Source organism: Streptomyces sp. NPDC045846, from assembly GCF_056431605.1.
The window spans coordinates 87211-100052 of the sequence record NZ_JBWKKJ010000003.1; the positions used below are offsets into that span (position 1 = coordinate 87211).

Below are 12842 nucleotides of genomic sequence, written 5' to 3' on the forward strand. Positions count from 1 at the left end.
GAGGCCCGGCTCGCGTCCTTGAATGAGCGCGGAAGCGGCCCGAGCGGTTCGACGCAGCGTATTCGTACACCCCACCCTCCAGGCCGCAATCGCGGCCACGGGTCTGTGGGGTCACGTCCTGTCGGTGTGGAAGTAGTGCCCCTTCTCCAGGTCGTCGATGAGTCCAGGATGCGTGGGCTGCCACCCCAACAGCTCGCGGGTCAGGGTGCTCGACGCCGGGCTGTCGAGTGACAGGAACGCGCCCAGCCAGCCGAAGTGGGATCCGGCGTCCTCCGGCGGGACGGAGACGAAAGGCACGTCGAGGTGGCGGCCGATCAACTCGGCGACGGTGCGGAGCGGCACGCCCTCGTCGTTGATCGCGTGCAGCGTCGAGCCCGGCGGGGCGCTCTCCACCGCGAGCCGGAACAGGTGGGCGGCGTCCAGCCGGTGCACGGCGGGCCAGCGCGCGGCCCCATCCCCGATGTACCCGGAAACCCCCTTGCCCCTGGCGATGGCGATCAGTGCGGCCATGAAGCCCCGGTCCCCCGGCCCGTACACCGTGGGCGGCAGCCGCAGGACGGAACTGCGGATGTCCCGGTCGGCCAGGGCAAGAGTCAGTTCCGCGGTCACATGACGCCCCCGCGGTCCCGCGTCCAGATCCGCCGTGTCGCGGGGGTCGATGTCGTGGCCGTCCTGCTCGGTGCTCATGCGCCCGGGCAGGAGTCCGGCCACTCCGGAAGCGAGGACGAAGGGTTTGCCGGATCCGGCGAGCGCATCGCCGAATGCCTCGACCGCGCGCCGGTCCTCCTGGACGGCGCCCGCAAAGTCTCCGGTGAAGGCGATGTCATGGTTGAAGGCGAGGTGGATGACGCCGTCCGAGGCGGCTGCCGCGTCGCGCAGTCCGTCGGGGTCGCCGAGCGTGCCACGGTGCACCTCCACTCCGGCGGCGGTGAGGGCGGCGGCCGAGACTTCGGAGCGCGCGAGGCCGACCACGCGATGACCTGCGGCGATGAGCTCGGGGACGACGGCGGAACCGATCCAGCCGGACGCGCCCGTGACGAAAATACGCATGAAGAGCTCCTCCTGAACGAGGTGACCGCCGACACGGCGGCGTGCGGCGACGACAATCGATGTCAGCCACTGCCATCAACCGTAGCACTGGATGTCAGCGACTGTCATCGCATGGAATCCGGGCAGGAGCCGATGGCGGAGTGCCGCACGTGTGCCCGCGGGCGCCCCTGTGGCTCCACACCGAATGACTGGTCGAGCCGACCGCTACGACAGCGCCGCCGCTCACCGTGGCCGGCCGCCGGACGAGCGACCCAAACAACAGTGGCCACGCCAGTCCTCTATGGCAGGGTCGGGCCATGTCCTTTGATCACAACGACCACTACCACCGTCTACTTTTGCGGTACGTCCCCCGAACGTGCTTGGCCGCGCTGGATGTTGGCTGCGGAACCGGCCGGTTCGCCCGTCGCCTCGCCCACCTGGGCATCGAGGTCGACGCGATCGATCCATCCCAGGAGGCCATCGCGGAAGCCCGGGCCGGGCAGCTGCCCGGAGCCCCGAGCCCGCGCTTCGAGCACGCGGACGTCACTCAGGTCGAACTGCCCCCGGCCCACTACGACTTCATCTCGTGCCTCGCCAGCATTCATCACATGCCGTTCGACACCGTCACCGCATTGCGTGACGCCCTGGCGCCCGGTGGCGTCCTCGTGATCTTGGGTTGCTATCCGGAGAAAACCCCGATCGACTGGGCTTGGAGTCTCGCGGCGGTGCCCGTCAACGCCGTGGCCAGACTCGCCGTCACTGTCGGGGACAAGCTTCGAGGTGGTTCCGCGGAGGCCGATCGCACCCGAGTGACGGCGCCGGTGAGGCAGCCGGTCATGCCCCTGCCCGAGGTCCGACGGGAGGCCGCCACGCTGTTGCCTGGATGTACTGTTCGCAGGCTCCTCTTCTGGCGTTACCTGCTCGTCTTTCAGAACGCTCAAGGATCGCCTGATGCCCCAACTGGCAGCACTTCCTGATCAGTTGGCCGTTGCCCGACGACATGTCATTCTTGTCGTCCGGGCAGCTCGCCTGGGGCGCTCGTTCGCGATGGCCCGAGCCCTCAACCCGGTACCGACATGCCCCAGGGAAACCCAGCCCCTTCAGGGCCCGGCCCCCGCCGGCGTTCAAATGTCCCCGCTAGGAACGAGGCTGACCCGAACAGAGCGATGTGGCAAGCTCACCGCGTGACACATGATCCAGACAGCGGATGGTCCTTCGCGAGCGCGCGGGAGGCAGCCGACTTCGGTGCCGGTGAGGTCGCCGGTATGCCGCGCGTCGAGCACGCCATAGGCGAGGACGGGACGCTCTGCGGCATACCGGCGAACCAAGTCACCAGCTATCGGCACCTGTTCGTACCGGCACGGTGCAAGGCGTGTCCCCAGTGCAGCCGACGGGCCGTAGCGGCTCCGACGAGGCCGTGCGCTCAAGAGCGCCTCCACGACAGGCTCCAGGCCGCCGCCCCCGGGCAGGCCCGCGACGACCTCCTGACCGCTCTGCGGAACGGGGCGACCGTACGCCTCTGGGTCCACGGCCCCGCCTCGACCCTGGCCAGACACTACGCGCACCTCGACTCACTGACCGAGGGGGCCGAGCCCGCCGTCGAAGCCTTCGACACCGCCAAAACCATTGGCCTGGCTCGCGTCGAAGACGGCGCTTGGCTCTTCCTCGCTGTCCTGCCCGAGGACGGCGGCCACCCTCTGGTGGCGCGTGGGCCCCGCCCTCTCATCTGACGCCGAGGGGCCGGGGCCACCTCGGCGGCCGCACTGCGCTCTGTGTCACCGGTCGCACCGGACGGAGAGGAGCGTCACGACCACCGGGCAGTGCTCATCCCGTGGCGGGACGGACGCGGCAGCACGGTGGAAGCCCTGCATGTGTCGCGACACCCGCGGGTCAAGCCTCGGGGAACACGGCGTCGGTCTGCAACGGGCCCGCGGTGATGCGCAGCGTCCGGATGCGGACCGGCTCTTCCTGATCGAGGTAGAAGATGTGCATGAAGGGAGCCCGCACCACTTGGTCCAGCTCGCTCTTCCTGGCCATGGTCGCCTCGCCGCGCAGCAGACGGACCCCGTGACGTCTCAGTCGCGGGGGCGCTCGAACATGGGGGTGGTCTCCGCGTCGTACGGCAAGGTGGAGATCGCGGCGGCGTAGCCCTGGTCCAGTGCCTGCCGTTGGCGTGCGGTGTGCGGGCCCTTGGGGAGCGCGGCCAGGCGCGCCAACCGTTCCTCATATGCCTCAGTGGCGTGCTCCGCGGTTGCCTGCCAGTCAGGTTCGTCCGGTACGCGGACCAGTTCCACGCAGGCCGGTTGCGTCCCCTCGGCCAGCGCGGCCGCGGCCCGGTCGTGGCCGTCGAGAATGAGCCATCCGTCCAGAAACGAGACCCACCACAGCAGGACGGGGGCGAGGGTGCCCTCGCGGACGTGTTTGCGGTACGCCTTCACACGCGGGGCATCCGGGGCGGGAAGCGGGCGCAGTGGCAGGACACCGTGCCAGCCGCCTCCGCAGAGCATGTCGAGGGTGACGTCCGGCCAGTCCTGGACGAGGTCGCAGCTCCAGATGCCCGGGGCGAACGTGGTGCGCGGGGTCAGGCGCCATCGCCCCGAGTGCAAGGGGCCGTGCACCGTCTCCTCCAGCCACCGTGCGTACCGGTGCGACCAGTCGGCCCCGGTCCGCATCTCCGCGGCGGTCAGATGCGGCAGTGGCGAGCGGTGGCCGGAAAGGCGGCGCAGATGAAGCTCGCGGCAGCAGCCTTCGCCCTCCGACCGGGCCTGGATCAGTGGTTGTTCGCCCTGCCGGAGGTTCCAGCCTCTGTCCGTGCCCCGCTCGAAATGCAGCGGCGGCGGCCCTGGCCACCCGTCCGGCACGCCCAGGACGAGACCGCCCGCCGGTAGAAGCTCCCTCGCCGCCCTGATCATGCGACCAGTGTCAACACGAAGGCGGCCTTCCCCGCAAGGGGGTTCGAGTACGAGTCGGCCGCACCGACGCGCCCAGAACAACACCTCGAACCCGCTCACTTGAGGAGGAAGCACGCGATGCCTGAGCTGGGCCCGCGTGTCCGCCGGAGAGGGGGCGACGCCCTACGAGGCAAACCGATGTGCGTTGACCGGACGCGGCAGCCCGCCGCCGACGCCACCAGTGATCACAACCCGTAGCGGTTCGACATGCCCCATCCCTGGTTCGCTGTTTCTCCCTGGTTCATCGCATCCCGCGAAGTCCGTGGAGCGCTCCTGAGCCCAGCAGACGACAACGGCCGGCGTCACGCCCAGCAGCTGCGGGCTCAGCTGAACGAACTCAGGCCGCCGCGGAGCGCACCCTGGACCCCGAACTGCGCCGGCGCCTCCAGGACAAGGTCCGCCGTTCCGCAGGAGCAGAGCGAGCAGCCGGCCGGCGCCCAGAGGGCTGACCGGCCGACACGCCGCGGTCTGTCACACCACCACGGCCGCCGAGCGGACGGCCCGTGTTCCCGGTGACACCTCCAGACGCACCACGCTGCCCGGTGCGGCATCCGGTGAGTCGGGCGGCAGCGCCCATGCGATGGTGCGGTCACCCTCGCCCGTGTCCAGGGCGAGGAAGCGCGGCGCCGACTTGCGCCGACGCGGCTCCATGCGCAGCACCTCTCCGGTGAGCGTGAGCGGAACGCGCCGCTCCAGGGCCGCGAGGGTCAGGTAATACGCGGTCAGCACGCCGAAGCAGACGATCAGGGCCGTCTCGATCGGCAGCGGCCCGTCCATGGCGTCGTCGAGCCAGGCGTGGGAACCGGCGAAGTTGCCGGGCATCATCGCCAGGAATCCCACGAACAGCGTCCAGCGGCCGAAGCGGCCGGCGACCGCCACACCGAGCAGGGCGGCGCCCACCCAGCCGGCGCTGAGCAGCAGCCCGGGGCGGCGCAGCGAATGGTCCGCGTCAGGGCCGGTGGTGACGGCCCAGTCCGGCTGGCGCAGCACCGCGAAGAGGCACAGGCTCACGGCCACCACGCCTGCGGCACAGGCGAGTTGCAGCAGTCGGGGCGTCGTGGCGCCGAAGCCGGGGCGCAGCCGCGGGTAGCGGATCCTGACCGGACGCCAGGTGCCGCCGTAGGAGGACCAGACCCGGCGCTTGTCACCCGCGTCGAACCCGAGCAGGCGACCGGCGCGGCTGGTGACTCCGAGGGCCGTCCCGTAACCGAGGTAGCGGTCCCACACGGTGACCGCCGCCGGGGGCAGCTGCGCGAACTCCTCGTGGGCGTGCAACCAGGAGTGGACCCCGGCCCAGTGCCCCGCGCGTTCGAGGCCGTGCGGGGTTGCCCGCTCCCCGAGCACGCGGGCCAGTAGCCACATCAGCGCGACCGCCGGGACGGCGCCGACCACCAGGGCGCCGCGAATGCCGTGTCCACCGGAAACGGCGGCCACCGCGAACAACACGCCGGGAGCGAAGGCGGTCACGTAGAACGCGCCCACGAGCAGACGCGCGAAGCGCGGCCGGGACAGCCCGCGCCGCCGCGCCTCGGAGACGATCTCCTGGTGCAGTGCGCTGTTCCAGGACTTCGCGCTCTCCTCGGCACGGAAGGCGATGGCCCCGATCGGGGCACCGGTCTCACCGGCCTGTTCGACGACGCGGTCGAAGACCCGTCGCTCGTACGGGGTGAGGCCCTGCGCGTCCTTGCCGGTGACGTGCACCGTGCTGCGGGCGGGGTCGTCGTCCGGCTGGCGCACCTCGATGAGACCGCGGGCCGCCAGGTCCAGAAGAACGGCCGCGGCGGCGCGGTCGACGGACCGCCACCGGTTGGCCAGCAGCGCGACGACGCCGGGGGACTCCGGGTCGGGCCCGAACTCCTGGGTGGCGGGGCCGGTGTGCACGGTGCCGTTGCGCGTGGCCGCCAGGGCCAGCCCGAAAGCCGCGAGCCACAGCCCGATCAGACCCGCCCCGCCCCAGTACAGCTCCGCTGCGAAGCTCACGCGAACCTCACCTGCACCGCGTCCTGAGGAGCGGCCCCGGCCTCGAAGTACTCCCTGCGCGCATGAGCGCCGCCCAGACCGGCCACGACGTTGCCGGGGAAGCTCTCCAGAGCGCTGTGATAGCTCTGCACGGCACTGTTGTAGAACTGCCGCGCATAGGCGATCTTGTCTTCCGCGGTGGTGAGTTCTTCCTGCAGCGTGGCGAAATGCCGGTCCGCCTTCAGCTGCGGATAGCTCTCGCCCAGCGCGATCAGCCTGCCGAGGGAAGCGGTCAGCGCATCCTCGGCGGCCGCTTTGTCCATGACACCGAGGTCGCCGCCCGTGGCCGCTCCTCGCGCCGCGACGACGGCTTCGAACGTTCCGCGCTCGTGCGCCGCATACCCGCGCGCGCCCTCGACCAGGTTCGGTATCAGCTCATGCCGACGCTTGAGCTGAACGTCGATCTGCGCCCAGGACGCCTGCGTCTGATTGCGCAGTCGCACCAGCCGGTTGTACGTACTGACCAGCCACCACGCCAGCGCGGCTATGACCACGACGATGACTGCACCAACGATGACACCCATGGTGTCGCCCCCAAGAAAATTTGCGATCGAAGATCGGCCCCCCGGCCGAACTTGGAGATGATAAGCCCCCGGTCGGGAAGCCGACCGACAGCCTGACCGCGCCCCTTACGCCAGGAGTCGCCGGACCGGCCGCCCGCACTTCCGCAGGGGAAACCGTGGGTCCCGGGCACATCAATATCTGTGCCGGTGAAGTGAGAATTAGACGTGGAGCACAATGAATATTACTTGCCCGACACGCAGAACGGAGTTATTCGCCGCGCACGGCCGGTCGCACCATGCTACTGTCGATCTCAGTTGCAGTTGTGGTTCCCAAAATCTTGCAAGGATCCCCGCCGGATATTCCTGGTGGCGATTCTTTCTGGCTCCGGTTGTTTCCCGGCAGGGTGATCATCACGGCGACACGGGGTGCACGCAGTGTGCGCTCCGAGCACCGCCCTCAAGGAGAAATAACATGGCTTCTGGAACTGTGAAGTGGTTCAACGCGGAAAAGGGCTTCGGCTTCATCGAGCAGGACGGTGGCGGCGCTGACGTGTTCGCCCACTACTCGAACATCGCCGCCCAGGGCTTCCGCGAGCTGTCGGAGGGCCAGAAGGTCAGCTTCGACATCGCGCAGGGGCAGAAGGGCCCGACGGCCGAGAACATCGTTCCCGCCTGACGTCGGCACAACACTTCGCAGCTGGGGCCCGCACCTTGGGGTGCGGGCCCCAGCTCGCTGCGTTTCAGGGGATATGTCTCCCGTTCTCTACGAACGCTGCGGACTCACGTACGAATCTCCGTCGGATGCTCCACCCGGAACGGGCAGCCCGCCCACGACCGGCCCCCCGCAGGAATCGCCGTCATACGGACCCGCGAAACCTGTCGCGAGCAATATCCCGCCGACCCGGCTCCTCATTCGATTCGGCTCTCATTTCCTCCGGCTCGTTCTTGCAATTCTCTGCGCTGCTCATTTCTGCGAGAATTCCTTGATACGTGCCACGTCAAGGAAGGCTCCACTTGAACCGCACGCGCTCAAACGACCGCTTCGCCCGCACTCGCACCGGAAATCCGAGCACGCCGCGGGGCGGAAGCCGCACCGGCTCCCCGCGCCGTTCAGGCCCCGGCTCCCGACAGTCCGGGCCGCGGGGCGAGTTCGCACTGCCGAAGACGGTCACCCGTGCGCTGCCCGCCGTTGAGGCGTTCGCCCAGCTCGACATGCCGGCCCAGTTGCTGAGCGCGCTGGGCCACGAGGGCGTCACCGTACCCTTCCCGATCCAGGCCGCGACCCTGCCCAACTCGCTCGCGGGCCGCGACGTTCTCGGCCGTGGGCGCACCGGTTCGGGCAAGACGCTCGCCTTCGGCCTGGCGCTGCTGGCCCGTACGGCCGGCCGACGCGCCGAGCCGCGGCAGCCGCTGGCCCTCGTGCTGGTGCCGACCCGCGAGTTGGCACAACAGGTCACCGACGCCCTCACTCCGTACGCCCGCTCCGTGCGGCTGCGACTGACCACGGTGGTCGGCGGGATGTCGATCGGCAAGCAGGCCGGTGCGCTGCGTACTGGTGCGGAGGTCGTCGTCGCCACGCCGGGCCGCCTCAAGGACCTCATCGACCGCGGCGACTGCCGCCTCGACCAGGTCGCTGTCACCGTGCTCGACGAGGCCGACCAGATGACCGATCTGGGCTTCATGCCCCAGGTCACCGAACTGCTGAACCAGGTGCGCCCGGACGGTCAGCGGATGCTGTTCTCGGCCACGCTGGACCGCAACGTCGACCTTCTGGTCCGTCGCTATCTGACCGACCCGGTCGTCCACTCCGTCGACCCGTCCGCCGGCGCGGTGACCACCATGGAGCACCACGTACTCCACGTGCACGGCACGGACAAGCACCGCACCACCACGGAGATCGCCGCCCGGGACGGCCGGGTGATCATGTTCCTGGACACCAAGCACGCCGTGGACCGCCTGACCGAGCACCTGCTGAACAGCGGTGTCCGGGCCGCCGCGCTGCATGGCGGCAAGTCCCAGCCGCAGCGCACCCGAACCCTGTCCCGCTTCAAGTCCGGGCACGTGACGGTACTCGTGGCGACCAATGTGGCGGCACGCGGAATCCACGTCGACAACCTCGACCTCGTCGTGAACGTCGATCCGCCCACCGACCACAAGGACTATCTGCACCGGGGCGGCCGCACCGCCCGCGCGGGCGAGTCCGGCAGCGTCGTCACGCTGGTGACGCCCAACCAGCGCCGCGAGATGAGCCGGCTGATGACCGCCGCCGGCATCACCCCGCAGACCACTCAGGTCCGCTCGGGCGAAGCCGAACTGAGCCGCATCACCGGCGCGCAGGCCCCGTCGGGAATCCCAGTCACCATCACCGCGCCCCCGTCGGAGCGTCCCCGCCGCAGCACCTCCGCCGCGTCCCGCGGTCGCCGTGGCCGCGCGGGCCAGGGCCGCTCCGGCGGCGAGGCGGCACGCCGGACCGCGCAGCGCTCGACCACCGCCACCACGGCCGCTTAGCACCGCGGCAGACCACGTCGCGTTGCTCCCGCGGTCATGGCCCGCGGTCTCGGATCCGACCGTGGTGAACGAAGAGAACCCGTCCGACCCAGCTGGAGGCATTCCTTTGACACCGGTTCAGTCGCGCCAACGCCCCACGCAGCTCCCCCGCTCGACTGCGGAAGGCATCGAGGCCCAGCATCTGCCCGGGCCCCAGGTCTGTGACGACATGACCGTCGAGGTGGCGCTGGCCGTCATGGCCGGTGCTCGTGTCGGGTTCCTGCGGGTGTGCGATCGGGACGAACAGGTCACGGGCTCCATCACCCACGCCCGGCTCCTCGCCGTCCACAACAGTTCCGTCTACACGGACCGTCTCCGGCTGCGGGACGTCCTCGGCGACGACGGGGCGTACGCCGGACCCGTCACCGCTCCTGTGCCTGGCGCCGGGCGTGCGACGCGCCTGCGGCAGCCCGGTGCCCCCTGCGTGGTGGCAGGCGCGCGCGGGCCCGGCCCGGGCGCTCTCGCGCTGTCCCGCTGATCGATCCGGGCCCCGGCCCGAACCTCCTCCCCCTTCCCAGTGACCTTCCTTCCCCTGTGAGGCATCATGCGCTGCGTCATCGCCCGGTTCCCGTTCGACCTCACCAAGAGCGGGGTGCTGACCTCGATGAAGGGTGTGAAGCCGGAGGCGATCACGGGCGAGTCCGTGCTCATCGGCCGCCGCCACTACCCCGTCAAGCAGGTGGGCGAAGTCATCACCCGTCAGGACCGCCGCGACTTCACCGGAGCGGAGGTGACCCGGGCCATGACACGGCTCGGCTTCACTTGCCGAAGCGGCCACGAGGCCGTCCCCTCGTACGGCCTGACGCCGCTTGAGACGGCGTCGGCGCTGCTGGGCAGTCCCAGCTCGCTCGGGGTGTGACGAAGACCGCCGGAGGCTGACCCACCGGCCAACGATGAAGGGCCCTGCCGACGCGCGTCGGCAGGGCCCTTCATCGTTGTCGTCGTCCAATCGTTCCGTCCGACCGGCCGCGTCTGTCCCGTCGGGTGCCGCCGGTCCACCGGGCGGGAGCCGGGCACGCGCTCCCGGCTCGGGCGCCCCTCCGGTCCTCGGGGGCCCTCAGCCGTCGGAGTACCTGAAGTCGCCCACCGTCCAGGCGCTGACGTCCTTGATGGCCACGCGGTACATCCCACCGGTCTCGGGGATGCCGACGTTGCCCTGGAGGATCCGGGCGAGATGGAAGTGGAGGTGCGTGGGCGCCTCGCCACGCCCGGCCCGGTCCCGGGGCCCGTCCTCGATGAAGACCTCCGAGAACGAGTCGAGGTCGTCGGAGTCCTTGAGTACCTCCGAGACCCGTTCCCTCCACACGGCTTCGGGAGCCAGTCGGCCGGTGATGACAGCACCATCGACAACAACGGTCAGCGACATCCGATTGCTCTGCGCGGACTCCACCATGGCGGAGATACCCACGAGCAGCTCGTCAGGGTTCGACATGGGAGCCGATTCTATCCAGCGGCTGCTCCCGCTTCCCACCCCAGAGTCCCGGCCGACAAATCTATGTTTGCCAGAGTAGACATTGGCCCGACACGTGGCTAGGGTTTCTTTCGTCGAGACAGTCAGAGATGCCCGGCAGAGATGAACTGGCGGGAGAACCACCAGTCCCGCTGGACTGGCTCTACAGACAGACCGGTCCGCCCAAGGACGGAGGAGCAGACGCCATCAGGATCGCCCGGCCGAGGAGGGTTCCGGCCGGGTACGGCTAGGTCCCCGGAACGGAAGGTGGTCCCCGGTCACGCACTCTCCATCCCCCGCTCCCCTGCCCCTTTCCGGGCCGGGCGGCGGAAACGGAAGGTCGGCGCGGCGATAGCGTCGGCAGATGGTGTTCAATTCCCTCGGGGCCCTGGTGCCGTACGGCACCAGGGCCCCTCGACGCGTTGCAGAACGAGGTGACATGACAGCAGATAATCCACTGAGCGATCGTCTGGATGACGACGACTACCCGGCCTACACCATGGGCCGAGCCGCCGAGATGCTCGGGACCACCCCGGGGTTCCTTCGAGCCATCGGCGAGGCGCGGCTCATCACACCGCTCCGGTCCGAGGGCGGACACCGGCGCTACTCCCGCTACCAGCTACGGATCGCCGCGCGCGCCCGCGAACTGGTGGATCGGGGGACCCCGGTCGAGGCAGCCTGCCGGATCGTCATCCTCGAGGACCAACTTGAGGAAGCACAGCGCCTCAACGCCGAGTACCGCCGCAAGGCGAAGCAGACGGTGGAGGGTTCCGGTTCCGCCTGAGTACGTCGGCCGAACCGGCCAATGCACGCGAAGCGATCACCGGGCCCTCACCTGGGCCCGGCCCCGCTCGCCCACCCGTCGATCCCTCGGCGGCGGGCCGCGCCCGGCGCCGCTCCGCAGGACGATCTGCGCCTGAACTACCCTGCTGATCCAGGGTAGTTGGGCCGACGGCGGAGCACCGGGCACTCGCGGAGACTCGCATCACACACCACCGGGGCGCCCTGCGCTTTCGTGCCGAGCCGTGTCGGCTGATGGACGGTTCAGCGGCCGGACAACAAGGCGCGAAGGTCGACAGCCACGTGCTCGTACCGCGAGCACTGCTGGGTGTAACCGTGCTGGATGTCCTGACGTGACGTGGCGACAAGGCCGTACGTCGCATCCCCCGGTGGGGCGGAACCTGCCGGGCGGCCCGACGGCGCCGGTCCGCCCCGGTCGATGTTGTCCTGGCGCCGGCGTCAGGACACGGGGTTCCACCTCTGCCCGGGCGCGGCCTCGTCCGGCCGGCTGAGGACAACGGGCGAGGCGGGTGCGCTGTGCGGGGCGTCCAGCCGCAGGCCGGTCGCCACATTGGTTCGCGTCGCAGGTGAAGCCGGCCCCGAGGACACCGCATGCCCCCTGCGAATGCACCAGGCGCGGGGATACCTCGCGCCCCGGCCCAGCCGCGGGGATACCTCGCGCCCCGGCCCAGCCGCGTCCCCCGCCCGGACTTCGCCGCGAGCCGGAGTGGCCTCGATCGCCGCGCCCCTCCAGCCGGCTGACCTTGGGCAAGTCGCCCAACGGTGGTCAGCCCTTGCTTGCCCGTCCGGTCTCTGTGTTCGGGAGGGCGTCCAGGCGGGCGACGAGATCCGGGTGCGCTTCGGTGAGGTAGGGCCGGGTCGCGTTCAGGGGAGGAAGGAGGGTTGCGGGGTCGTCATGGGCGAGGGCCGCGTCGAGTCGACCGATCGGTACGTGGGCGGCGGTGGGCAGGTCGGTGAGAGCAGTGATCTGGGCGGCGAGACGGCGCAGGGAAGCGGCGTTGTCACGGGCCCAGGCCGCGGCACCGCGTTCCGCCGCGCGACGCTCACGGGTGGCTTGAACGCGCTGCTCACCCGTGCTCCCCGCCCGGCCGGGGCGGTTGCGCAGATACCGGCGTTCGGCCGCCTGGCGGCTGGCGACGCCGAGGGGATGGGCGAGGTCGGCCCAGCTCGCTCCGGCATCTCGGGCCGTTTCGATCAGGCCGGTTTCCCATCCGGCGAGCTGCTCGCGGACCTGTCGCAGCAGCAGGAGCGAGGCCAGGGCCTGCTCGGGACCCGCGCCTATGCCGGCGCCTCGGTCCGAGCCCTGCTGGGCCGTGCGAAGAGCGTTGTCGATGGTTTCCAGAGCTGCCGCGGCGGCGAGGAACGAGGCCGGGCTCTGAGCGTCGCCGCTGCGGGATGAGGGCTGGTCAGGGGCTGCCATGGGTACCTTCTTCGCGCTTGTCGTCGCGTCGACGACACCGTGTTTGTCATCCATTGGATGACATGCTACAACGTTTGGTGTGACGCGCATTGGCAGGTACTGCCCGACCCCACTGGAGGTGT

14 protein-coding genes are annotated in these 12842 nt (G+C 70.1%); 7 read left to right on the forward strand and 7 right to left on the reverse strand.

Translation table 11 applies throughout. The features are described from left to right. Window positions 1–111 precede the first annotated feature (111 nt). Window positions 112–1050 (reverse strand): SDR family oxidoreductase, encoded by a 939-nt coding sequence (locus AC07F3_RS09395; RefSeq protein ID WP_479112094.1) that lies wholly within the window; start codon window positions 1048–1050, stop codon window positions 112–114. A 296-nt stretch (window positions 1051–1346) separates the two neighbouring features. Here AC07F3_RS09395 and AC07F3_RS09400 point away from each other — a divergent pair, with 296 nt between their 5' ends. Then, a complete protein-coding gene (locus AC07F3_RS09400) occupies window positions 1347–2006 on the forward strand; it encodes a class I SAM-dependent methyltransferase (RefSeq protein WP_479112096.1) in 660 nt (219 codons plus the stop codon). 207 nt (window positions 2007–2213) lie between these two features. Then, window positions 2214–2759 carry a hypothetical protein gene (locus AC07F3_RS09405; protein WP_479112098.1) on the forward strand — a complete coding sequence of 182 codons (546 nt, stop codon included), beginning with the start codon at window positions 2214–2216 and terminating at the stop codon, window positions 2757–2759. A gap of 160 nt (window positions 2760–2919) precedes the next feature. On the opposite strand, the gene AC07F3_RS09410 is transcribed toward AC07F3_RS09405, so the two are convergent. The 4 genes from AC07F3_RS09410 to AC07F3_RS09425 form a co-directional block, all read right to left on the reverse strand. After that, entirely contained in the window at window positions 2920–3066 is a 147-nt protein-coding gene (locus AC07F3_RS09410; RefSeq protein WP_479112100.1) for a hypothetical protein, read from the reverse strand. 38 nt (window positions 3067–3104) lie between these two features. Then, the gene (locus AC07F3_RS09415; protein ID WP_479112101.1) at window positions 3105–3941 is read right to left on the reverse strand and encodes a hypothetical protein; all 837 of its coding nucleotides are present in this window, start codon (window positions 3939–3941) and stop codon (window positions 3105–3107) included. A 510-nt stretch (window positions 3942–4451) separates the two neighbouring features. Then, window positions 4452–5960 carry a DUF2207 family protein gene (locus AC07F3_RS09420; protein ID WP_479112103.1) on the reverse strand — a complete coding sequence of 503 codons (1509 nt, stop codon included), beginning with the start codon at window positions 5958–5960 and terminating at the stop codon, window positions 4452–4454. Further along, window positions 5957–6523 carry a LemA family protein gene (locus AC07F3_RS09425; RefSeq protein ID WP_479112105.1) on the reverse strand — a complete coding sequence of 189 codons (567 nt, stop codon included), beginning with the start codon at window positions 6521–6523 and terminating at the stop codon, window positions 5957–5959. The genes AC07F3_RS09420 and AC07F3_RS09425 overlap by 4 nt, the downstream gene beginning before the upstream one ends. Window positions 6524–6974: 451 nt before the next feature. Between AC07F3_RS09425 and AC07F3_RS09430 the strand changes: the two genes are divergently transcribed. From AC07F3_RS09430 to AC07F3_RS09445, 4 genes are all read left to right on the forward strand, one after another. Further along, entirely contained in the window at window positions 6975–7178 is a 204-nt protein-coding gene (locus AC07F3_RS09430; protein ID WP_114037418.1) for a cold-shock protein, read from the forward strand. 338 nt (window positions 7179–7516) lie between these two features. Beyond that, window positions 7517–9010 carry a DEAD/DEAH box helicase gene (locus AC07F3_RS09435; RefSeq protein ID WP_479112107.1) on the forward strand — a complete coding sequence of 498 codons (1494 nt, stop codon included), beginning with the start codon at window positions 7517–7519 and terminating at the stop codon, window positions 9008–9010. A gap of 208 nt (window positions 9011–9218) precedes the next feature. Beyond that, a complete protein-coding gene (locus AC07F3_RS09440; RefSeq protein WP_479112109.1) occupies window positions 9219–9527 on the forward strand; it encodes a CBS domain-containing protein in 309 nt (102 codons plus the stop codon). Window positions 9528–9593: 66 nt separating this feature from the next. Further along, complete coding sequence (locus AC07F3_RS09445; RefSeq protein ID WP_479112111.1) at window positions 9594–9908, forward strand: SCO5918 family protein; 315 nt, start codon at window positions 9594–9596, stop codon at window positions 9906–9908. A 198-nt stretch (window positions 9909–10106) separates the two neighbouring features. Here AC07F3_RS09445 and AC07F3_RS09450 read toward each other — a convergent pair whose 3' ends face one another. Next, entirely contained in the window at window positions 10107–10481 is a 375-nt protein-coding gene (locus AC07F3_RS09450) for a hypothetical protein (protein WP_479112113.1), read from the reverse strand. Window positions 10482–10938: 457 nt separating this feature from the next. Between AC07F3_RS09450 and AC07F3_RS09455 the strand changes: the two genes are divergently transcribed. After that, window positions 10939–11283 carry a MerR family transcriptional regulator gene (locus tag AC07F3_RS09455; RefSeq protein ID WP_479112115.1) on the forward strand — a complete coding sequence of 115 codons (345 nt, stop codon included), beginning with the start codon at window positions 10939–10941 and terminating at the stop codon, window positions 11281–11283. Between the two features lie 783 nt (window positions 11284–12066). On the opposite strand, the gene AC07F3_RS09460 is transcribed toward AC07F3_RS09455, so the two are convergent. Beyond that, entirely contained in the window at window positions 12067–12720 is a 654-nt protein-coding gene (locus AC07F3_RS09460; RefSeq protein ID WP_479112117.1) for a type III effector protein, read from the reverse strand. Window positions 12721–12842 lie beyond the last annotated feature (122 nt).